The sequence below is a fragment of the Leptolyngbya sp. UWPOB_LEPTO1 genome (assembly GCF_017302695.1).
Classification (GTDB): Bacteria; Cyanobacteriota; Cyanobacteriia; order Leptolyngbyales; family Leptolyngbyaceae; genus Leptolyngbya; species Leptolyngbya boryana.
Window position 1 is genome coordinate 40,354 of sequence record NZ_JAFLCJ010000009.1, and the last position, 22,131, is coordinate 62,484.

Consider the following 22,131-nt stretch of genomic DNA (forward strand, 5'->3'; position numbering starts at 1 on the left):
AAAAAGCTGGATGTCTTAGACATCCAGCCCTCCCAATTCACATGAAAAAGAATTAGACCGCAGCAGCCGTTTTGTTGGTTACTGCATTCAATTCGCCTTTCTTGTACTTCACAGCAAACAATTCCATCGGTTGCTGTTTGATTTTGCTCGCTTGACCTGCTGCACCAAACTGGTTGTAACGGTCAGCACAAACTTTTTGCATGTACTTGATCGACGGTTTCAAGAAGTGGCGGGGGTCAAACTCTTTCGCGTTTGATGCCAAAGCTTCACGAACCGCAGCAGTGATTGCCAAACGGTTGTCGGTATCGATGTTGACTTTACGAACACCCGACTTGATGCCTTTTTGAATTTCTTCAACAGGAACACCATAGGTTTCAGGAATCGCACCGCCATATTGGTTGATCAACGCGATCAAATCTTCAGGAACTGAAGAAGATCCGTGCATGACCAAGTGAGTGTTCGGCAAACGACGGTGAATTTCTTCAATCCGGCTGATTGCCAAGATTTCACCCGTCGGCTTACGAGTGAACTTGTAAGCACCGTGGCTGGTTCCAATTGCAACTGCCAAAGCGTCTACTTGAGTCCGCTCAACGAAGTCAACCGCTTCATCGGGATCGGTCAACAGCATCGAGTGATCCAATTCACCTTCAAACCCGTGACCATCTTCCGCTTCACCTTTTCCGGTTTCGAGCGATCCGAGACAGCCCAACTCACCTTCGACCGAAGCGCCGATCGCATGAGCGACCTTCACCACTTCCGAAGTCACAGCCACGTTGTATTCGTAGCTCGAAGGAGTCTTCGCATCTGCTTCCAAAGAACCGTCCATCATGACGCTGGTGAAGTTATTCTTCAGCGCCGTGTAGCAAGTTGCAGGCTCATTTCCATGATCTTGGTGCATCGCGATCGGAAGATGAGGATAGGTTTCAACTGCCGCCAAAATCAGGTGGCGGAGGAAATTTTCACCAGCGTAGTTCCGTGCACCACGCGAAGCTTGCAGAATGACCGGGCTATCGGTTTCATGGGCAGCAAACATGATCGATTGGATCTGCTCCATGTTGTTGACGTTAAATGCAGGGATGCCGTAACCGTTTTCAGCCGCGTGATCCAGCAACAGCCGCATCGGGACAAGCGCCATATCGAATTCTCCTGGTTATCTCAGCAAGGTCTGTTTTCACAAACTTAATTGTTACGATAATCTTAAGGCAATTTTTGCCTCTGTAGTCGTCGAATTTCTAGGTTTGTTAGGTAAAAATAGCTATTAAATATTCTGATAGGTTTTAGAAGCACTAATAAGTCGGGATCAAAACGCGATCGCAAAAGTCGATTCAAACCTCCACATTCGCGTTTTGACGCTCAGTAGATTCAATGCGGTGGCATGATCACGCGACGAGCCAAACCAAGCGATTGCAACGCTCGAATCGCCCACCAGGTCATATCAATCTCCCACCATTTCCGTCCAGCTTTCGCGACATTCGGCTGAGCGTGGTGGTTATTGTGCCATCCTTCGCCATAGGTCAGCAGCGCTGCCCACCAGAGATTTCGCGAATTATCCTCAATCTCATAGGTCTTGTACCCAAACACATGGGTTACGGAATTAATGAACCAAGTGCTATGCCATAGCAACACTGCCCGCAGCACAAATCCATAAATCACAAATGACCATCCTCCCAACCAGTAGAGAAACAGCACCACTGGGATTTGCAGCATCAAGAAATTGGGCGTGCGATCGAGCCAGCGATATAAGGGCTCTTTGTCGAGATCGGGGGCAAACTTTCTGTAGGAGTTGTAATCAAAAAACTTTTGTCGGGGATAAAGCACCCAGAGCATATGGCTCCACCAGAAGCCGCGTTGTGCGGAATACGGGTCGTTATCCACATCTTCCGTATGCAAATGGTGCATCCGATGTCCCGCAACCCAGAAGATTGGGCCGCCTTGCATTGCCAAGGTTCCAATAATAGTCAACACGTATTCCAAAGGCTTGGGAACTTGTAAGCTCCGATGCGTCAGCAATCGGTGATAGCCCAAACAAATCCCAATACTGCCAAACAACCAATGCAACAAGAGCATCACGCCTAGCGCTTTCCAGGAAAAACAGAACGGAGCCAGCAGCGCTAGAGCATGAAATGCCCCAAAGAAAAAAACGTTCGTCCACTCCAATTTCAGGGCTGGTTCAGAGTTGACTTGAACAGAATTAGAAGTCATGAAAATCCCTTACTAACATTGACTCTCGATCGACCACCATTGAGGACGACCGAATTCGTATCACCCAACTTACGACAAATCCGTTAAAGTTGAGAAACGCAATTGCAAGTAACACTTACATTTTTAGACTAGCAACGACTGAATTTAAATGCAAGTGCCACTTGCATATTTATTTCTAAAGACATGCCTACCCCACGCAACTCGACCCGGGAACGCCTCATCCAAGCCGCCTTAGAGTTATTCACGGCGAACGGTATTACCGACACTACTACCAAACAAATCGCTGAATTAGCCGACGTAAATGAAGTGACTCTGTTTCGGCATTTTGGCAACAAACATGGGCTGTTACTGGCTGCGATCGAAGAAGCGGCGGTTTTTACTCAACTCGGTCAAACGCTGGTAGAACGGGCAGATCAAGCTGATTATATCGACCAAGCGCTGAAAGAATATGCGATCGCCTGTTTGGAAGCGCTGGAGCAGGTTCCAGAAATGGTGCGATCAGTGGTGGGTGAAGCGGGACAATACCCGACCGAAAATCGAGAGGCTTTAGGGCGGGGTCTGACCCAAGCCAATCGCTATGTGGCGGAATATTTCGATCGCGTGATTCATCGCCGCCAAATGCAGCCTAATTTATCGTCTGAAAGTCTTGCAAGTCTTCTAAATGGCATGCTGTTAGGCTATGCAGTGATCGAATTCACCAGCGAATTTCATGAACTTTGGCAAAGCCGCGACGATTTTCTAACGAATTTAGTGACTTTATTTTTGCAAGGCGCGATCCAGCGGACCCAGGCTGAGTCTTTAGAGGTTCGAGATTTGCCAGCAGACACGGTTCATCAAATTTTACAGCGGGCAAAAAAGCAAGGCGTTCAGGATTATGCGATCGCTTATGTTTTATTCGGTGCAGGCTTAAGTGCGCGAGAACTCACTGAATTGACGCGATCGGATTACCACGTCAAGCAAATTCAAGTTTCGACGCGCCAAGTTCCGTTAAATCAATGGATATTAGAAAAACGCTACGGTTCTCATACGAAAAATCCGCTGACTCAATGGCTCAAAACTCGTAAAGATGCGCTTCCTGCCATGTTTCTAGCGAGTGAGAATCAGCCCATTACCGAAGCTGATATTCTGCAACGTTGGACTGATTGGACTGAGGGAATTCCGAATGAACCAGGGATCGAACAAGCCTATCAAACTTGGTGTGTTGATCTCTTAATGCGAGGAATTACGATCGCAGATCTCAAGATTTTGACGCAACAAACCGAAGCGCAACTTCAGCCATTTGTTGATCGAGCACGAGAGAAATTAGCAATTGAACAAGCAATCAGACTTGATCAGCCACCTCGGTCAATTGCTAAATAGATGAAAACAATCTTTACTAATCTTTGTGCATTGCAAACTTAATCCACTGCGATCGGAGCTTGAACTAAATCGACAAAACTGACCTGGCGTAAGCGATCGAGTTCTGTGATACGTTGTTTCTCAACGTAAGCTTTTTGCTGATAAAACTGTCCCAGATCAGGCGTAGTACTGAGATCCGTTTTCTGCCAAAGATCGAGGAAGTGGCGATAGCGTTTTTCACACATTACCCGCTCAATGCCTGCGGTAGCAGACCGAATCACAAGCGGCGCGCGCAGGATATCTCGCTGTGTTTTTTCGTCGAGTTCAAACAGCGAATAGACTTGAGACATCTCGCGGGGGAAATTGTGTGTGCGATCGCGCAATTGTTCCAGCAAATCGACCTCTAGACTATCCTGCTCAATGTCTGTGATTTGTCGCCAGAGAAATCGGTGATGAGACAGACTGAATTCTAGATCTTGAGCAGAAATTGCGTTGCGAAGTTCTACCCGGTATTCAGGAGCATGGAGGTAGAGACGCAGCAATTGAGCTTCGCATTCTTCGAGTAAGTTGCGATCGCCCGGAGTTTGCCATTTCTGCGATCGACCGTGCCAGCGTTGTCCTCGAACTTGAAGCCGCAGATTTTCTTCGATCTGTTGAGTGAGACGGCTATTGCCTTGGCTCAGCAGTTCTGAGCAATGATGAATGTAATGCGTTCGCAGGGAGGGATTGGGCAGGTTTCCGAGAAGTGCCACGATCGCCATAACTGCCTGTTGGAATTGATCAGATTGTTTCAGGTCTTGATTCGCGATCGCTTGATTAATTTGCCAATCGAGCCAGAGAGGAGCGTGATCGAGCAGATCTTGATACGCTTTTGCAGAGTGATTCTTAAGAAAATCATCGGGATCTTTTCCATCTGGGAGATTTAAAACCCGAAGTTGCACTTCTCCTTGATAGGCAAGCGTTGCAACTTCTCCGATCGCGCGTTCTGCGGCTTGAACGCCTGCCCGATCCGCATCAAAGTTGAATACAACGCGCTTCGATTCCGTATAGCGAAGGAGTTGTTTGACTTGAGCAATGCTCAGTGCTGTTCCGAGAGACGCGACCGAATTAGTAACTCCAGCAGCATGAAGCGCAATCACATCGAAATAGCCTTCGACAACAACCGCTTGATCCTGTTTCGCGATCGCGCTTTTTGCTTTGTCTAGCCCAAACAGCGTCCGACCTTTATCAAAGAGTTCGGTTTCTGGAGAGTTGAGATATTTAGGCTGTTCATCCGTCAGAGTTCGTCCCCCAAAGCCAATCACCCGACCCTGACTATCTTGAATCGGAACCATTAAGCGATTGCGAAAGCGATCGTAATAGCCGTCTCCAGTTTTCCGAGGCACGAGCAGACCTGCTTTTTCGAGTAAGACGATCGGATATTTCTTTTGTTCAACTAAGTATTTGCAAAGAATGTCCCAACCCGCCGGAGCGTAACCGAGTTGGAATTGTTGAATCGTTTCGACAGAAAGTTTGCGATCGCGGCGTAAGTAAGCTAGAGCATCGGCTCCTTGAGGTTGCTGTAAGGCGTGCTCGTAAAATTTCGCGGTAATTGCCAGAATTTCGTAGAGCTGTTCTCGAACTGACAATTGACGTTGAAGTTCTTGGCGATCCTCCGCTTGTAGAGTTTGAACGGGGACTTGATACTTGCGCGCCAGATCGAGCACAACTTCACTAAAGTTGCGTTTGCCTAACTCCATTAAAAACTTAATCGTATTGCCGCCTGCACCACAGCTAAAGCAGTAATAGAATTGTTTACTGGGACTAACTGTGAAGCTAGGGGATTTGTCGTCGTGAAATGGGCATAAGCCAACGAAGTCTTTACCCTGTTTTTTCAGGACGACATGTTCCGAAACAACGTCTACAATATCAGCGCGTTGTTTGACTTGCTCGATCGTATCGGGATGCAGGCGAGGAACGTTCATGATCGGCTCTTCGTTGGTACACCTATTCTAGCAGATTCTTGGAAGAAAACGCTGTAAATAGGAATGAGTTAATCCAGTGTACGCTATCTGTAGCGTTTGACCGAAAGTTTAACACTCTAGATTGGATCATGCAACTTACGACCACTCGACTTCAAGCTCAGATTCAATTCATTGTCGAAATTGACAAACTGAAGCATGTGCTCCGACAGACGATTTTGATGGATCAGTCACGGCGAGAAAATGATGCGGAGCATTCTTGGCATCTGGCGATGATGGCGATCGTGCTTTCTGAATACGCTGATCCAGCGGTGAATTTGCTGCGAGTTCTCAAAATGGTGCTGATTCACGATTTAGTAGAAATCGACGCAGGAGATACGTTCTGTTACGATGCGATCGCGCTGCAAGATCAAGAAATTCGAGAGCAGAAAGCGGCAGATCGATTGTTTGGCATGTTGCCGGAAAATCTTGGGGCAGAATTGCGATCGCTCTGGGAGGAATTTGAGGCGAGAGAATCTTTAGATTCCCAGTTTGCAGCAGCACTCGATCGGCTTCAGCCTTTATTGCATAACTACAATACGCAGGGTGGAACCTGGAAAAAGGCAGGGGTGACGGTTGAGAAAGTGAGAAAACGGATGGAGCCTGTTGCGATCGGATCTCCGGTGTTGGGCGAGTTTGTCGAAAGTTTGATTGAGGATGCAGTGCGGCAAGGTTTTATTCGTGAGGCTAGTCATTGAGCTTCTAGTGAGCTCATTCTTCAGAACTCTCTTTGAACTGAAAGTTTTAAACTTCTGTAAGGTGGCTCAACTTAGCTTCTGCCAGTATTGATTACTATTGATGAAATTGAGGACAATTCTACTCATTATCTGGTAGAAGAACATCCAAATCGACATCAATCCCATTTGTTAAAGCGCGTATACGATCGATCAACTCGGAACTCACAGCTTGAATTCGTTGAGGATTCTTCTGCATATCTTCTGATAGAAACTCTAGGAATTGTTTAAGCACCGGACCATCTTCTTCTGTACGATCGCTGTAATAAGTCATCTCCTTCTCCTATTTCAACACTGCGTGAATTGCTAGCCAAATGCAAGCAGGATCATTGCTGGTATAGCTCACACGATGTTTTTGATGGGCTGGAATGAGTAGATAGTCTCCAGCTTTTAGCTCGATCGTACTTTCATTCTCAAACATCAATTGCGCTTCACCTTGGAGCAGGATGACCCATTCATCACGCGATTGGTCATACCACTGATCGGGTGGAGTGGTTTGCCCAGTTGAAATGATACGCTCGATCGAGATTTGATCCGTTTCACACAACGACTCAAACAATTCTCGATCGAGCTTCAATCCCGTTAAATCAAATATATTATCTATCAAGGTTTCCCCCATGAGCCAGATTCACAGCGTAGTAGACGATTTAAGGTTGCGATCGCTTTCGCATCTTTCGAGGTTTTCACTCGTCGCTCCATAGCAACATTCGTTAGTTCCATCGAGAGACGAACTAAGTACGCTTCATCTTCGGCTGTTTTCACTAGGTCGGGTTTCATCGCTTGCAGATTACCCCGAAACGATCGAGCTGGATCGAACTTGAATTGTTTGCTCAAAGACTCAATAACAAAGCGTTGTTCAGGACGGGCAATCTTAGCAAGCGGTGCGATCGGTTGTCCTAAAATCTGCTCTTGCATGGTTGGGTTGCTTACTTGCCGTTGTAGCCAAGCTTCAGAAGTAGAAATTGGTAAATCAGTCGTGAACTTATCGACTTTTGCATAAGCATGAGCTTCAGAGTATGCAATGCGACCGTCTTTGTTGTAGTCAGCAGAAGCAACTTTTCGTCCAACGCGATCGCGTCCTGTCAAGCCTGCAAAAAAGCTCGAACTATAGTCCCGATAATCTGCTTCGTTTACTTCTGGAGTGCAACCGACTGAAGGACGGGATTTAATCGTTGCAAAGAACCCGCAGCGAGTTTGCAAAGCAACGCCTTTATTCGGATCACCACCTCGGTAAATCAAATTCGCAAATGAGCCAGAATAGCACTGAGACATCATGGTGACGAAAGGCTTATTCTGTGGCAGACGATCGAGCATTTGCGTGAAATTTTGCACATTCAATTGGCGATCGCGCCACATGAGTAACGTCGAATTGTCTTCGTTCACTCGATTATGTCCGCCATGCCCGGAAAAGTAGAAAAATAAGGGAGTTGAAGATTTCTCTTTTGCTGCTTCTGTCAGCCAAGTTCTCAGATTCGCAATGCTAGAAGCACCTTGTACATTTGGAATTGTATGAGTTTTGTACTGTTCTCGACCTCGCTCATCGAGATATCGCACGGTTTTCTCACCTGTGTTGCCATTTGCGAAGTAAATCGGCGCAACGCTCGGATTGTATCCTAGCTCTTTGAGCGATCGCTGAAAGTACAGCATGTTCTTCTCTAACGCAATTTCGTTATAAGAAGGTCCACCACCACCGCCAAAGACCAAGAAATTTTGAGCATTCGATCGCTGACAGGTTGAAGCCTGGAATAAAGAAGGCTGACTAAGTGCTTGGGAATTGGTCAGAGTAACGCTTGCAAGCAAAACCGGGATAAAGCGTCGCATCATAATTGAGCAGAGATTGAGATGTAATTAGAGAAATGATACCCAAACCTATAAAGATTGAATGGCGTAAATCAGCCCCTGACACACCCGTGTGAGAAAGTCAAAATCGAGCGTTTCAATGCGATCGCTCGGTTGATGATAGTGCGGATTTCTCAGATTCGCTGTATCCGTCACCATCAAAGCCCGATATCCCCGATCCCAAAATGCAGCATGATCACTCCGGCGCGTATCCGGAATAATTTTGCCGCGCATTCCCGCAGGTAACCATTCACAGCCCACTTGAGCGCGCCGAATCGATCGACTGAGGCGCATCAAATCGGGAATTGTCGGAATATTGCCAATTAACGCAATGAAGTTCCCCTGATCCGGATAAAATCTCTCTAAACCTGCTGGATAGCGTTGTGAATTGCGTTCATGATTGCAATAGCCAAGCATCTCCAAAGCAATCATTAACCTTAACGGTTCACCATTCAACGACTGTGCATATTGAGTGTTACCAAATGTATCCGATTGTGTGAAAATTTCTTCTAAATCAAAAGCAACTAACCGAATCGGGTAACGGGCAGGCTTTTCAGAAAACGCTTTTGCCATTTCCAACAACACCGCTACTCCCGTCGCATTGTCGTCGGCTCCCGGTGAATTGGGAACCGCGTCATAATGTGCGCCAATCAGAATTGGCGGTTTTTTCTTCTGCCCCGGCAAGTTCAGAATCCAATTGTAGTGAGTTTTCTGCCCGACTTGGAACGCATGAGATTCAACTGTTCCCCAGCGTGAGAACTGTTCGCGGATATAGTGTTGAACATAAAAATGCCCTTGCGTCGCGAAATACGGATCGCGATCGCGGGCAATGACTTCAATATGCGATCGTAATCGTGCAGTTAACTCTTGCATCTAATTGACGATCGTTAAAGCACTGTGAACATCGGAAGGCAACCGTCTTAAAATTTTGCCTTTCTCCATATCCACAGCAACTAAAATCACTCGACCGCTGACAAACAGAACCGTGTCATCCGTGGATCGAATCTCATACTCGATCGGAAGTCGCACCCCTTCGAGCGCAGTCAAGCGAGTTTTGACGATCGCCTTCATTCCCATCCGCAACGGTTGATGATAGCGAATCGCCAAATCGATCACCGGAAGATTACACCCCATCGCGACCAACTTCGAGAAATCGATACCCCGTGCCTGCAAGAACTCAATTCGGGCTTCTTCTAGCCATTGGATATAGCGTCCATGCCATACGACACCTGCGTAATCCGTATGGTGCGAATAGACAGTAATCGGATAAATAAACCATTCCGGCGGAATCACGGATGGCACAAGATTAGATGTGGGAAGTTGAGGAGACTCTGACACGATCGTACTTCACAAACGATAACAAACGAACTATCAGGGGACAGCAGCCCCTAGACTTGAAACAGGCGCAACGTGGGATTTTCTTTCCCAATTGCCTCACCCTTTTCAAAGTCTACTGAGAAACGAGACAGAAGCGATGATAGAAAAAATCTTATTAGCCGATTCTGGCACTGGGCGTTCTGAAGATATGCTGAATGCACTGCTGGCGATTCCCTCCATTCAACGCGCGATGGTGACGGTGCTGCATGTGGTTCCACCCCAAACCAGTTCAGATTCGATGACGGAGAAATGGGAAGAAGGTGGAAAAACCTTAGCAACCGCAGTCCAATCGCTGAAGATTGATCAGAGCCACGTTTCGGCGATGCTAAGAGAAGGTGACCCGAAAGATCAAGTCCTGAAAGCGGCGGATGAGGTGAACGCTGATCTGATTATTATGGGATCGCGCGGATTGAAGCGATTAGTCTCAATTTTGGAGAATTCCGTCAGTCAGTATGTGTTTCAGCTTTCCTCGCGCCCGATGCTGCTGGTGAAAGATGACATTTTTGTGCGATCGATTAATCGCATTGCTGTTGCCGTTGATAAGTCTGAGTCGTCGAAGCAAGCTTTGAAGATGGCGCTGTTTTTGGCACGCGATATTAAAGGCGGACAAGTAACGCTGATTCACATCGATTCTAATCCCAAAGGGGCTGAGAAAGTGGGAGCAGAAGCAGAAAGAGATCCTGCGTTCGCAGATGCGATCGCGCAAGCGAAACAAGCGGGAGTCGCCTACAAAGCAGTGGTTACCGCTGGAAAAGCAGGTGAAGCAATCTGCCGGGTTGCAGATGAGACGAAGGCAGATCTGCTGATCTTGGGATCGCCCGATCGCCGTCCTTCGATCGCGAAAGGATTGCCCGATCTCGATCGCTTATTAGGAACATCGTTGTCTGACTATGTGCGAGTCTATGCAAATTGCCCCGTGTTATTGACCCGAACGCTCGGGTAATTTCAATTTCGGTTCCAATAAACAATGGGTAGAGTATGGATGATTCCGTCTCTACCCGTTTTACGCTTCCAATTTGATCTGCATACAATCTAAGAGTTCAAATCGACTGTCACCTCAGCCGACATTCCAGGTGTCACTGCCGATTCAAATCCTCGAATCGAATCTCGATCGAACACGACCTTCACCGGAATGCGCTGCACGACTTTGGTAAAGTTCCCAATCGCATTATCAGGCGGCAAGAGCGCAAACTGTGCCCCAGAAGCAGGAGAGACACTCTCAATCCGTCCTGTAAACTCATGATGCGGGAACGAATCTAATTTAATCTCAACTTTTTGTCCGGGATGCATCTTCTCAAGTTGGGTTTCCTTGAAATTCGCAGTCACCCAGTATTGATCATCCACGATCGCTAAAAGCGGAGTGCCCGCCTGAACCTGTTGCCCAGTCTGCACATTCTTCCGTCCCACTCGTCCACTGACCGGAGCCGTAATCGTCACATATTCCAACTGCTGCTTCGCATTCTTCAACGCGACTTGAGACTGATTAATCGCAGCTTGCGCTGTCTGATAATCACTCTGACTTACCTGGGTCTGAACATTTTGTGCCTGTGCCTGCTGCAATTCCCCTTGTGAAGATTCCAAGCCAGCTTGTGCCGTCGCAACGCCTTGTTCAGCTTGTGCGACCTTCGCCTGGGCTTGTCTAACGCCTTCACTCGCAGAATCGCGCTGAGCACGTGCCACTTCATACGCTTGCCGCGCCGTATCCAGCTCCCGCCGTGATACTGCACCCGAACTGAACAACTGATTAAACCGATTGTAGTCCGCTTGAGCCTTGGCTAAATTCGCATTCGTTTGCGCTAAGTCGGCTTGCGCTCTCGGCACTCCAGCTTGGGCTTCAGCAACTTGTGCCTGAGCTTGTGCGATCGCGGCTTGAGCCGTACCAATTCCACCCTGAGCTTTTGTATTCGATGCAGTTGCATTCTGACCGGAGAGCACAACATTCACCTGTGCAGTATTCGCCTTCTGTTGCGCCGCCGCTAAATCCGCTTGCGCCTGTTGTAATTTAATTTGAAAATCTCGATCGTCTAGCCGAATCAACGGCTGACCCGCTTTCACGTCTTGGTTATCATCAACTAACACCTGATCGACCGTTCCTGAGACGCGAGAACCGATCGAGTGAATATTACCCGTAACCGTTGCATTATCTGTACTCTGGTGCGCTGAAGCGTATTGCCACCAGTTGTACCCAAAGCCACTTGCTGCGATCGCACCAACACCCAAGCCTGCCAAAATTAGCTTCATTGGCTTCTTGCGGCGAGTCGCCACAGGCTGCTCTGGAGGAGCAACAACTTTAGGAGTCACTTGATCGAGCTGCGGCGCAGGTTTAACTAACTTGTTTTCCTGAACTGGAGCATGATCATCAAAAGATGCAGAACTCATAATTCACTCAAAATGTGAGGAGCAGTAAAGCAGAAATCCATTTCCTTAGAACCCTAAGGATTTGCATAAATTCATAATACCACAATTTAATTCGAGCACTAACTGTTTGTACTATAACTATGGTCGGATTTCCGCAAAATTCAAAACCTGCTTCTAGAGAGATTTCTTAACTTAAATCCAGGCTTCACAGCCGTCTCAGGATTGAATATGTTAGCATCAGTGCAAATAAGCACGTCTTAGAAATCCGAATGGGAAAGGTTCTGGTGCTCAATGCCTCCTATGAACCGCTCAATATCACCAGTTGGCGGCGAGCAGTTGTCCTGCTAATCAAAGGCAAAGCTGAGCAAGTCGAGCATAACGGAAAGTTCGTTTATTCGGGGTTCCCACTCCCCACGGTGATTCGGCTGCGCCATTATGTGCGTGTGCCTTACAAAGAGATTCCCCTCACCCGCAAGAATCTCTTGCACCGAGATTCACACTCCTGTCAGTATTGTGGCTATACAGGCGATGACTTGACCCTGGATCATGTGATCCCGCGATCGCGAGGCGGAGCAGATACTTGGGAAAATATTGTGACTGCCTGTGTGCGCTGCAATGTGAAGAAGGGCAATCGCACGCCGAAGGAAGCATCGATGCCTTTATTCACGAATCCACACCGACCGCACAGTGGGCTTTATTTTGAGGTGACGAAGCATGTCAAAAATGGTGTGAACCAGGAATGGCAGAAGTACGTCATTGGTGGAGTGCGAGAAGATTAGTTCCAGCCAGAAGTGATGTAGTTTACGATCGCATTCTCTCTCTTATGAGAGAAATCGAACAAACCGATCTGCCGTTTTTTGAAGTTTTTTGCGAAGATCAAGAAGTGCCTACGATCGATCATGTCTAAACAGGATGGGATCGACTGAGGCTGGTTCTATTTTTCGCACAACTTTAACGTATGCAATCTGATTCAACTGTGCCCCTCTCTTCATTTGTAACAATGGAACCAGACTCCGGTATTTCTGGGCTGAATCCGACTGAGGTTCAAATTATTTCATCCCCTCAAACTTCTAACGGATCGAATTATACGACCGAATCGCGCGGAAGATTTCCTTACGAAGTGGTTCGATCATCTGAGCAAGAACAAAAAATTGAAGCTTTTCGCCAAGTTCTCGAACGACATCGAGGCGAACGTCAAATTATTCTGCTTCAAGATTTCCCTGACCCAGACGCACTCTCTTCAGCTTGGGCATACAAATTAATCGCTCAAAAGTTTGAAATTCAGTGCGAGATTGTCTATGCCGGAATGCTTTCGCACCAGGAAAATATCGCCCTTGTTAAGCTCACAAATTTACCGCTCCAACGTCTACCGATTCAAACTGCGAAAACGAAAGATTTTTCAATTTATAAAGGATGTGTCCTGATCGACAATCAGGGAACGACGAGCCAACTTCTCACGTCCGTTCAGCAGGCGAATATTCCGATTACCGTGATTATTGATCATCACAGTATGCAAGATGACCTCAAAGCTGAATTTATCGATATCCGCACCTACACCCGTGCGACTGCCACGATTCTGACCCAGTACATTCAATCGGGAATGTTGAAGCTGGATACGAGTACGCCTGAGCATGTGAAGTGTGCAACGGCGCTCATGCACGGATTGCGCTCAGATACGAATCGCCTGATGCAGGCCCAGGAAGAAGATTTTCTGGCTGCGGCTTATTTGAGTCGATTTTACGATGCGCAATTGCTGAATGCAGTGATGCAATCTTCGCGATCGAAGCAAGTCATGGAAGTGATTGAGCGATCGCTGAAAAATCGCATGGTACAGAATAATTTCTCGATCGCGGGAGTGGGTTATTTGCGATACGACGATCGTGATGCGATTCCGCAAGCTGCGGACTTCTTGGTTACTGAGGAGAATGTCCATACTGCGGTCGTTTACGGGATTGTTCACGACGAAGATGAAGAACTCGAATTCGTCGTGGGATCGCTGCGAACGAATAAAATTACGCTTGATCCCGATGAATTTATTAAAGAAGCGTTTGGACAAGATGCTCACGGCAGATTCTTTGGCGGAGGACGATCGCAAGCGGGGGGATTTGAAATTCCCATGGGATTTTTATCTGGATTTACAGAGAATAGCGACTATGCCAAAACAAAATGGTCAGTCTTTGATGCTCAGGTCAAACAAAAGCTATTGCGCCTAGTCAACCCGGATCAAAATTATCCAAAAGGCGTGAATTAATCCCAAGGTAGAGGATTGAGGGGCAAAGGGTGCTGTAATGATCCGTGTAGTCCTTCAATCTTCTGTAGATATGGAACTTTATCTGATCCGACATGGCTTAGCCGGACAACATGGCGACTATCCTGATGATGATCAGCGTCCTCTGACTCCAGAAGGGGAGCGTAAAACAGAACAGGTTGCAAAGCGAATGCGATCGCTCGATTTAAAATTTGATCTGATTCTGACGAGTCCTCTGACTCGTGCCAAGCAAACGGCTAAAATTTTGCAAAAAGCAGGGTTGAGCGATGCATTAGAAACTGCTGGCTACCTTGCCCCAGGAGGCGATATTCAAAATTGGCACGCTTGGGTTGAGAGTTGGCGATCGCCCGACAAAGCATTAGCGCTGGTTGGACACGAGCCGGATCTCAGCAGTTGGGCAGAGTTACTGATTTGGGGAGAAGTGCGCGATCGCTTCATTCTAAAAAAAGCGGGTGTGATCGGCTTAGAGCTTCCCGAGAGCGGAAGTGCGATCTCCAATAGCCAACTATTCTGGCTAACTCCGCCTCGGTTGTTTCTGTAAACAAAAAATGCGATCGCATCGTTCAGCATTGAGAGTTTGCCTCTGTTGGCTTGGCTAACTGCGATCGTGATGGACCTCTTGCCCATGTTTCCAATTATGGTAAGAGTTAAGCCGTTTGCAGCGTCATCGGTTCAGGAATCTGCTCACCTTCTACCTGCCAAGCTTCTAAATACATTTCGATCACGTCTTCACCATTACGAATCGCTTCTTCACGAGTTTTGCCAGATGTGCAAGGCATAACAACCAAGTCAGCAAATTCTGGAACAGTAACCAGGAACAGTTGATCTTCATCAGACCATTGAATGATCATGCTGTATCGGCTCATCTTTCCTGATCCTCCTCTCTTAAATTCTTGAGTTCTATCAGTAGTTTTTCGAGTTGTTTTTCTAGATAGAGTGGAACATCATCTCCATCTTTTCCTGGGATCGTCAATGTTTTTTTCAGGAGAGGATGCCGCCACCGCTCATGACTCCCTTTGCCACGCTTAGGCAGATATGTAAATCCTTCACGTCCAATCTGAGCTTTCAATTCTCGAATTTTTCTAGGCATGAATATTCGTTTAGATCGTGCCCTATCTTTTCAATCCTTTTTTTATTCTTACCTACTTCATTTGCTCTCAAGTTCGCCTTTCGATGCCTCCGCTAAGAGAGTTCCAATCACACAAGCTCCGAGCAGATTTGCGCCTGTTAGGTTTGCATCCTGGAGTTCTGCACAAAGCAGATTCGCACCTGAGAGGTTCGCGCCTGCTAGATTTGCACCTTGCAAATCTGCTTCTTCAAGATTCGCTTCGCTGAGCTGTGCGCCTTGCAAATCTGCTTGAGTCAAGTTTGCACCGAGCAGATTGACTCCACTTAAATTTGCGCCGCGTAAATCTGCACCTCGTAAATCAACGCCTTGCAAATTCACGCCCATCAAGTTTGTGCCGCTGAGAAATGCACCGGATAAAGCCGCACGAGTTAGGCGCGATCGCATGAGATTCGCCCCGCGCAAATTACTGCCGCGCAAATCTGCCTCAGTCAAATCTGCCTGCATCAAATTTGCACCCGTCATCGACGCGCGCAAATCCGCCCCAATCAGCTGGCATCCGACTAAATTCGCACCGTCTAAAATGGCTCCCGCCAGTTTTGCGCCTGTGAAATCTGCCCCCGCCAGTTTTGCTCCCGCCAAAATCACGCCGCCCAAATCTGCTTTAGACAGATCTTCATCCTGCAAATCTACACCCGCGAGTTGCGCTACTTTTCCCGATCGAATCGCCTGAATATCCATTTACCCTCGCTCCGTCACTTTCTCAGATAGATTCAGCAATTCTTCGTCAGAATGAGAATCTAACAACCACATTCCAGCCGCGATTTTCGGCATTTGAATCGGCAGGCTTAACCCTTGCTGAATCGCGCTGACAAGAAGCGTTAAAGCTTCGACGAGCTTTGTATCCCACCGCTCTCCTGCTTCCGCTTGGCACTGAGCGAGCGCATCGGTTAAATTGCTTTGAGTCACGCGCTGTTGAAACTCAGAGAGTAAGCCAAGGATTCTTGATTCTAAAGGAATTTCGTCGCCTGCGAGTCCGGCAGGTTGTCCTTTTCCATTCCAGTGTTCAGATTCATGCGTAATGATCGTTGCGATCGCATTCAATCTGCCCATATTTCTTAAAAGCTGAGCGCCTGGAACGATCGGACAACTCGGCGCGGCATCGGGATCAGGCTCAGTCACCCGTCCAAAGCTTCCTGGACTGAGTACACTATCTGCTCGCTGTAAGAATGCGAGTCGATGCAGCAAGGCAGAGAGCCGTAACCGATTCACCTGCCAAGCCGGAAGATCAAGCAACTGTGCCATCGCGACCGATAACGAAGCCACTTCAGCCGCAGCATTTGGATTGCTCACATCAGTTTGATCAATCAATTGAGCCAGACGGAGAAAGGCTTGTAGCTCATTGGAAACGAGATTGTTATCTAACGCTTCGTGCTTGTGTTTCGAGTGACCGTCTTGTAAATAGTTCACGACCATCGAAACCGCTTGATAGATTTCGTCTTGGTCGCTACTCTGAGCAGAAATTTCTGCGACTTTTGCCCGAAGTTGATTGGCTAAATCCGGGTTGTAGCGATCGATATGAGCGATCGCAATATTCACCGTCTCTTCGACTAAGCCCTGCTCAAATGTCCAAAAGCCGTAAAACTTCCGCTCTAAGTCTTCTTCTGGCACACCTTGAGTCCCATAGTCTTCAGGCGAGAGTTCCTGACAGAGCACCATGGCGGTATAAGACGGAGCCAAAATCATCAAGTGCCATTCTTGAGCAACCGGATCAGTGGGATCTAAATCGACTAAAGTGACATTCGATCGCTGACTGGTCGGATGTTCTGCAAATCCGGCATCTGCCGTCGCCATGATCACAATTTGGTCGGCTCGATTCGCGATATCGCCATAGCGATCGGCTTCAACGAGATACCATTTTCCCCGCTGGAAAGCAGTAATCACGAGAGGCGCACTCTGACAGGTGAGAATGCAGTCTTCCAGCGCATGGCAGAGCGAAACCAGCGTATTTTTGTAATACACACCGAAATTGAGCGGGCGTTTACCGACCTCGCCGGACTGGTGCGCTACTTTTAAATTTTTGAGAATTGAGCCTTCTAACATGAGCGGAAATTAGGGAGCAGTAACAAGTTGAGGATTGGATTTCTCGATCGGAGCAGTTAAGGCTTCTTCTAGATCAGCACGTCCGAGACGTTCTTCTAAAATATCCATGACTTCCCGTCCGAAATCATTGGGATTGCGCTGCCAAGCTTGCAGACAAACTTCACCAAAGAATGATCCCAAAGGTTCTGGATTCCATAACAGTTTGCGAACTGTCCAAGGTTTCACATTCATCGGATCGTATCCCGGCTTCAGAATGTCATTCTTGAGCGCATATTCTTCTAGATGCGTATGAGGTTGCAGCCCGATAAAGAAAATCGCAGGCTCAACTTTGTCGGCTCCGAAGATTTTTTCTAATTCGCGATGATACGCGATCGTTTGTCGAATCGTTTCCGGTCGCTCATCAATCACGTTAAATGAATAATTCACCGAAACAAGATCGTTGAATCCTGCCGCTTTCAAATCTCGACAGTTTTCTAAGACGGTTCGGAGATTGTACCCCATTCTCATTTTGCGCACGAGTTCCTGAGAGCCGCTGGTAATGCCAATCTCAAAGTAATTCATGCCAGTCTTCACCATCAATTCGGCAAGCTTCGGCGTGAGATTATCCGCACGAATGTAAGCTGCCCAGTGAATATCGGTCATGCCCGCATCCACGATCTTTTGCAACAGCTCGATCGCATCATCAATATACTTCCTGGCTGGAATAAATTGAGCATCTGTGAACCAGAAGTTGCGAACGCCTTTTTTGTAAAGCTGCTGCATTTCTTTGACAACTTCATCAGCTGGATTGATCCGAACCTGTTTACCTTCAATCACTGTATAGACGCAGTAGCAGCAGTTGTGGGGACAGCCGCGCTTGGTCTGGACTCCTATATAGAAGTCTTGAGATTGAAAATAGTATTCAAATTCGTCCCAGATCGACGCAATGTAATCGTAATCGCAAGCAGCTTTCTCGATCGGGGTGGGAAATTCGTGAATCATGCGATCGCGCGGTTTCGTCTCGCCGACGATATAACACCGCTCATCTAAGAAATCTTCACCCCGCAGCAGTTTTTCGAGCAGCGTTTCCCCTTCGCCCACCGATACGATCGTGCCTTTCGGCAAACTTCTCGCAACTTGCTCATAAAACACGCTCACTGCGCCCCCACCCACAACCAATTTGGCATCTGGATGATATTTGCGAGCGCGTTTGAAGCCCCGTTTGATCAGATTGGCATTGCGCCACAATTCGCCGTAATAGCCTGAAGCGATTCGCAGTAAGCCAAGCGCGCCTCTCGCCTTCAAGAACGGATTTAAAGCGTAGTAGTACTCAAAGGTGTATTGCAGTGGATTTCCCCCGCGGCCCCCCACAGGTGCGTAAATCTGAATGTCGCGCCAAGAATAGACCAACAGCGTTGGCTTGAACTGATCAATGCAATCATCCAGCGCTGAGGCGTAATCCAAAGGCGGGACTGTGCCCAAATCTAAGATTTTTTGGGTGATGTCAGGAAACTGCTTGTGAACGTGATCGGCAAGATACACGGCTCCAATCGGAAAAATCGGATTACAAGGCAACCGGACGTAGAGAATGCGAGTTTCCATAGCCTTCATGGGTGAGGAATCCATCAGCGTTGATTCATCGGATCAATGGATCCTGAGTAATTTTCACATAACTTTACGATATCACTGACTCTCGCTCTCTGCATGGATTGTCCTCAAGAAGCATCCACGCGATCGCAAAACAGCCTTAATCTTTTTTGAGAACTCTGTATTTTTACTGCACAAAGTATTCAGGTATGAACTAAATTTAATTTTTTGCGTTGAAGACTTACAAGTTCTCAATCTCAAAGCATAAATCGTCTTGAAAAGAAACCGTTGGTAATCACCTTTACAGTTGTTAGAAATCCGGCAATGTTAGTGTCAAGGTACTTCGCTACTTATCTAAGGGGTTTCAATCGCCATGCCTCAAATTCTTGATCCCGTTCCTTCTAATGGATCTGATCCCGTCCTTTGTTGTTATGTAAATGCTACAAGTCAAATTCAAATTGCTCGGATTACAGATGTGCCAAATTGGTACTTTGAACGAGTCGTTTTTCCAGGTCAGCGATTGATCTTTGAAGCAATCGTGACAGCTCATTTGGAAATTCATACTGGCATGATGGCAAGTGCGATTTTGTCAGATACAATTCCTTGTTCAACTCTGATTGTGACGGAGGGAGACGAGGATGCCTCCTTTCGCCAAGAGCTGAGGTCAATTCTGGCAACTCCAGCGGAATCCTAAATTTTTTCTGCAATTTTTATAAGAAAAACCGCTTCGTCTATCGATTTGCTTAGTAAAAGGTGTGGGGATTCGTTAAGAAACAACCGCGATCGCATTTTGATCGCGGTTGTTTTTTGCACAATGAGAAGGCGAGTTAGGTAGAACGTTTTGGATTTACCGTCCTTTCTTTGGTTATGGCGAATTGCTGCTTGGGCAATGGGTTTGACGATCGTGGCGTATTTGCTTCAAGCAGCAACGGGATCAGGATTATTATTTGGCATCAAATGGGTGAGATCGCTGCATATTGGCGTAGGAATTGCGATCGCGATTTTAGTCTTGGTCTTACTGGGAATTGGCATTGTCGGAACCCTAGGGCATTACGGCAGTTTAGGTCATTCCAATCATTTATGGTCGGGGCTAGCTGTCGTTGAATTGGTATTTCTTTCTGCCTGGAGTGCCGTACAGATTCCCACTCAGCCTTGGGCACGTTCTGTTCACATTGGCGTGAATTTTCTCTTATGCTTAGGGCTAATTTGGGTCTCGATCACCGGATGGGAAGTGGTTCAAAAATATCTTTCTTGACTCTCTTTCTTGGATCTTTAGTAAAAGGTATCGAAATTACTCTTCAAAAAGCGATCGAGATCCGCAAATGAGCAAGCATGAGTCGGAGTTGGCGTATCGTAACCTTTGAGATCAACGTTATATCGCTCAAAGAACGCCAACTCACCCACATGACTTGCCAGATGCCGATACGTCGTTTCACCCATCGCAATATCGAGTCCGATTTGTTTCGTTGCTGTTTCTAATCGAAATGCCGCATTCACGGTATCACCCAATGCTGTGTAATCGGGTCGATCGCCGCTACCTGTGTTACCGACCATCGCAAATCCCGTATTCACACCTGCCCCGATCCGAATCGGAAATGGCAAGGGATAGTCTCGATACAAATCACTCGTCATCTTATGAAGCGCATTAATCGCCTGACAGATTCGTAGTGACTCATCCCGCTCGACTCCATGCGCTCCATGCGTCCAGACCGCCATCACCGCATCGCCAATATATTTATCGACCCAACTGCCATACTCTCGAATAATCTCACCTGCTTGGCGAAACCAAGTCCCGATCATCTCAGAAAGAATGCTTTCGTCTAGCTGACGCGTCAGAATCGTAAAATCGCGAATATCAACAACCAAAACCGAGATTAAACAGCGCACTGAGAGCGCTGCGGTTGCCGTGAAATCTTTAGAGTCGAGATCGCTCGACGGAGCAGGACGATTCATAGGACAGAAGAAATCTAGTTCAGTCTGTCCAAACGTGAGACGATCGCCATTCTGCAATGTCACCGGAATACTCACCCGCCGCCCATTCACAAAAGTGCCGTTGCGACTGCCGAGATCGATCAAATAATATTCTCCCGTTTCCATCCATTGCAGCATGGCATGGTTACGTGAAATCCAGCGATCGCCAATCACAAATGTGTTATCCTCGCTCCGTCCAATTGTCCAGCAGCTATTACCCACTAAAGGCAAGCGCTGACGATTGAGATCGCTATGTAGGATGAGATGAGGAATAGGTTGGAGAGTTACCACAGGCTCAACAAGGAAAATAAGGTCATTCTTTCCTTATGATGCAACGCTTGCGATGGAAATGTGTCAGTAGTAGCGCTTGTAATGTAAAGGTGAAGTGAATTATTTTTTACTGTATTTTCCGCAGTATTCAACTGAGAGAAATTGCGTGCAATCGCGCTATCTACGAGTTTATGCCAGGGTTGCTGCAATCCAGAAAAGACTGTCAACTAGAATGGTACTGAGAACAGCACCACCAAATGCTACCCAATGCGGCGTTTTCACCCGCAGCGAGAGAACACCGATTACAAGGAGTAGCGTAGCTAGTGAAATCACCCAGAAAATGCCATGAGGTGTGTACATTTGCATAAGAGCTTCTTGAAAGATCGGCTGCACTGCATCTGGTTCTACCTGCATTAATCGCCGCCAATACGGAATCAAGTCACTCACGTAGAAATATAAATCAGTGATTGCAGTTCCAAAGAGGGAGCCTAAGTAGAAAAAGTTTCCAAGTTTGCACCAATTCTGCCGCAGTCCCCAGATCGCGATCGGCAGTCCAATCGCTTCGATCGGTAAATGTAACGTGGGTTCCCAACGCATCCACCCCCAGTAAAGCGAGCCAGCAAGCCATGTCCAAGTGAATCCTGTGATTAACTCACCCCAGTGTTGTGTTTTTGATTTCGCAGAAAGCGCGATCGAGACCCAAACCCATACTGAAGTGAGTAAAAGGCAGAGCAGCGGAATCGATCGGACTAAGGGCGCTTCAAAGAACACAGGAACCGACACCAAAAAGACCGATGCACCGAAAATGAGACGATTGCGCGACGGGAGTTGCCGCTCTATCAGAGAAGATTCAGTGAGAGAAGATTTAGAAACCGCGATCACTTCAGCCTCTTGGGATGGGGTGGGGGTGGGCGAATAGGAAATCAAAGGAAAATTTAATCCTGTTCATTTTATTTACTTAACTTAACATTACCATAGGATTTTCTGGGGACGGGAGCCTCAATTTGTAAATCATTCTTAAGGAGAATGCCCCCCCTA

General features: G+C 47.2%; 24 protein-coding genes. 8 read left to right on the forward strand and 16 right to left on the reverse strand.

What is annotated here, in order from left to right:
- Positions 1-52: 52 nt before the first annotated feature.
- The gene (gene fba, locus J0L70_RS14865; RefSeq protein ID WP_017286723.1) at positions 53-1,135 is read right to left on the reverse strand and encodes a class II fructose-bisphosphate aldolase; all 1,083 of its coding nucleotides are present in this window, start codon (positions 1,133-1,135) and stop codon (positions 53-55) included.
- Positions 1,136-1,362: 227 nt separating this feature from the next.
- Entirely contained in the window at positions 1,363-2,202 is an 840-nt protein-coding gene (locus J0L70_RS14870) for an acyl-CoA desaturase (RefSeq protein ID WP_017286722.1), read from the reverse strand.
- 183 nt (positions 2,203-2,385) lie between these two features.
- Here J0L70_RS14870 and J0L70_RS14875 point away from each other — a divergent pair, with 183 nt between their 5' ends.
- Complete coding sequence (locus tag J0L70_RS14875) at positions 2,386-3,561, forward strand: TetR family transcriptional regulator (protein WP_287455150.1); 1,176 nt, start codon at positions 2,386-2,388, stop codon at positions 3,559-3,561.
- A 38-nt stretch (positions 3,562-3,599) separates the two neighbouring features.
- On the opposite strand, the gene dnaG is transcribed toward J0L70_RS14875, so the two are convergent.
- Positions 3,600-5,504, reverse strand: a complete 1,905-nt coding sequence (dnaG, locus tag J0L70_RS14880; protein WP_287455151.1) for a DNA primase — start codon at positions 5,502-5,504, stop codon at positions 3,600-3,602.
- Between the two features lie 128 nt (positions 5,505-5,632).
- Here dnaG and J0L70_RS14885 point away from each other — a divergent pair, with 128 nt between their 5' ends.
- The gene (locus J0L70_RS14885; protein WP_268183848.1) at positions 5,633-6,238 is read left to right on the forward strand and encodes an HD domain-containing protein; all 606 of its coding nucleotides are present in this window, start codon (positions 5,633-5,635) and stop codon (positions 6,236-6,238) included.
- A gap of 118 nt (positions 6,239-6,356) precedes the next feature.
- On the opposite strand, the gene J0L70_RS14890 is transcribed toward J0L70_RS14885, so the two are convergent.
- The 5 genes from J0L70_RS14890 to J0L70_RS14910 are packed head-to-tail and all read right to left on the reverse strand — an operon-like array spanning position 6,357 to position 9,451.
- A complete protein-coding gene (locus tag J0L70_RS14890; RefSeq protein ID WP_190649047.1) occupies positions 6,357-6,548 on the reverse strand; it encodes a type II toxin-antitoxin system PrlF family antitoxin in 192 nt (63 codons plus the stop codon).
- A gap of 9 nt (positions 6,549-6,557) precedes the next feature.
- Entirely contained in the window at positions 6,558-6,893 is a 336-nt protein-coding gene (locus J0L70_RS14895; RefSeq protein WP_287455152.1) for a cupin domain-containing protein, read from the reverse strand.
- On the reverse strand, positions 6,878-8,098 hold the full coding sequence (locus J0L70_RS14900) for a caspase family protein (RefSeq protein WP_287455153.1): 1,221 nt from the start codon (positions 8,096-8,098) through the stop codon (positions 6,878-6,880). Before J0L70_RS14900 ends, J0L70_RS14895 begins: the two co-directional genes overlap by 16 nt.
- A gap of 45 nt (positions 8,099-8,143) precedes the next feature.
- Positions 8,144-8,986, reverse strand: a complete 843-nt coding sequence (locus J0L70_RS14905; protein WP_287455154.1) for a M28 family peptidase — start codon at positions 8,984-8,986, stop codon at positions 8,144-8,146.
- On the reverse strand, positions 8,987-9,451 hold the full coding sequence (locus tag J0L70_RS14910; RefSeq protein WP_017286713.1) for an acyl-CoA thioesterase: 465 nt from the start codon (positions 9,449-9,451) through the stop codon (positions 8,987-8,989). It lies immediately after the preceding gene.
- A 136-nt stretch (positions 9,452-9,587) separates the two neighbouring features.
- On the opposite strand from J0L70_RS14910, the gene J0L70_RS14915 reads away from it, so the two are divergent.
- On the forward strand, positions 9,588-10,433 hold the full coding sequence (locus J0L70_RS14915) for a universal stress protein (protein WP_017286712.1): 846 nt from the start codon (positions 9,588-9,590) through the stop codon (positions 10,431-10,433).
- Between the two features lie 89 nt (positions 10,434-10,522).
- Here the strand turns inward: J0L70_RS14915 and J0L70_RS14920 are convergent, their stop codons facing one another.
- Positions 10,523-11,869, reverse strand: coding sequence for an HlyD family secretion protein (locus J0L70_RS14920; protein WP_287455155.1), 1,347 nt, complete (start codon positions 11,867-11,869; stop codon positions 10,523-10,525).
- A 248-nt stretch (positions 11,870-12,117) separates the two neighbouring features.
- On the opposite strand from J0L70_RS14920, the gene J0L70_RS14925 reads away from it, so the two are divergent.
- The 3 genes from J0L70_RS14925 (at position 12,118) to sixA (ending at position 14,658) form a co-directional block, all read left to right on the forward strand.
- Positions 12,118-12,627, forward strand: coding sequence for an HNH endonuclease (locus J0L70_RS14925; RefSeq protein WP_017286710.1), 510 nt, complete (start codon positions 12,118-12,120; stop codon positions 12,625-12,627).
- Between the two features lie 221 nt (positions 12,628-12,848).
- Complete coding sequence (locus J0L70_RS14930; protein ID WP_017286709.1) at positions 12,849-14,099, forward strand: DHH family phosphoesterase; 1,251 nt, start codon at positions 12,849-12,851, stop codon at positions 14,097-14,099.
- A gap of 70 nt (positions 14,100-14,169) precedes the next feature.
- Positions 14,170-14,658, forward strand: a complete 489-nt coding sequence (sixA, locus tag J0L70_RS14935; protein ID WP_190649061.1) for a phosphohistidine phosphatase SixA — start codon at positions 14,170-14,172, stop codon at positions 14,656-14,658.
- A gap of 106 nt (positions 14,659-14,764) precedes the next feature.
- Here sixA and J0L70_RS14940 read toward each other — a convergent pair whose 3' ends face one another.
- Genes J0L70_RS14940 through J0L70_RS14960 form a run of 5 tightly spaced genes read right to left on the reverse strand, consistent with a single transcriptional unit; the run spans position 14,765 to position 18,867 of the window.
- A complete protein-coding gene (locus J0L70_RS14940) occupies positions 14,765-14,983 on the reverse strand; it encodes a type II toxin-antitoxin system HicB family antitoxin (protein ID WP_190649063.1) in 219 nt (72 codons plus the stop codon).
- The gene (locus J0L70_RS14945) at positions 14,980-15,207 is read right to left on the reverse strand and encodes a type II toxin-antitoxin system HicA family toxin (protein ID WP_190649066.1); all 228 of its coding nucleotides are present in this window, start codon (positions 15,205-15,207) and stop codon (positions 14,980-14,982) included. The genes J0L70_RS14940 and J0L70_RS14945 overlap by 4 nt, the downstream gene beginning before the upstream one ends.
- Positions 15,208-15,264: 57 nt before the next feature.
- Positions 15,265-15,924, reverse strand: coding sequence for a pentapeptide repeat-containing protein (locus tag J0L70_RS14950; protein WP_287455156.1), 660 nt, complete (start codon positions 15,922-15,924; stop codon positions 15,265-15,267).
- Positions 15,925-17,286, reverse strand: coding sequence for a DICT sensory domain-containing protein (locus J0L70_RS14955; RefSeq protein ID WP_287455157.1), 1,362 nt, complete (start codon positions 17,284-17,286; stop codon positions 15,925-15,927).
- Positions 17,287-17,295: 9 nt separating this feature from the next.
- A complete protein-coding gene (locus J0L70_RS14960) occupies positions 17,296-18,867 on the reverse strand; it encodes a photosystem II high light acclimation radical SAM protein (protein WP_268183825.1) in 1,572 nt (523 codons plus the stop codon).
- Between the two features lie 358 nt (positions 18,868-19,225).
- On the opposite strand from J0L70_RS14960, the gene J0L70_RS14965 reads away from it, so the two are divergent.
- The gene (locus tag J0L70_RS14965) at positions 19,226-19,546 is read left to right on the forward strand and encodes a DUF1830 domain-containing protein (protein WP_017286704.1); all 321 of its coding nucleotides are present in this window, start codon (positions 19,226-19,228) and stop codon (positions 19,544-19,546) included.
- Positions 19,547-19,693: 147 nt separating this feature from the next.
- A complete protein-coding gene (locus J0L70_RS14970; RefSeq protein WP_026148455.1) occupies positions 19,694-20,107 on the forward strand; it encodes a DUF4079 domain-containing protein in 414 nt (137 codons plus the stop codon).
- 17 nt (positions 20,108-20,124) lie between these two features.
- Here the strand turns inward: J0L70_RS14970 and J0L70_RS14975 are convergent, their stop codons facing one another.
- On the reverse strand, positions 20,125-21,114 hold the full coding sequence (locus J0L70_RS14975; protein WP_017286702.1) for an adenylate/guanylate cyclase domain-containing protein: 990 nt from the start codon (positions 21,112-21,114) through the stop codon (positions 20,125-20,127).
- A gap of 168 nt (positions 21,115-21,282) precedes the next feature.
- On the reverse strand, positions 21,283-22,020 hold the full coding sequence (locus tag J0L70_RS14980) for a DUF3120 domain-containing protein (protein ID WP_017286701.1): 738 nt from the start codon (positions 22,018-22,020) through the stop codon (positions 21,283-21,285).
- Positions 22,021-22,131: the final 111 nt, after the last annotated feature.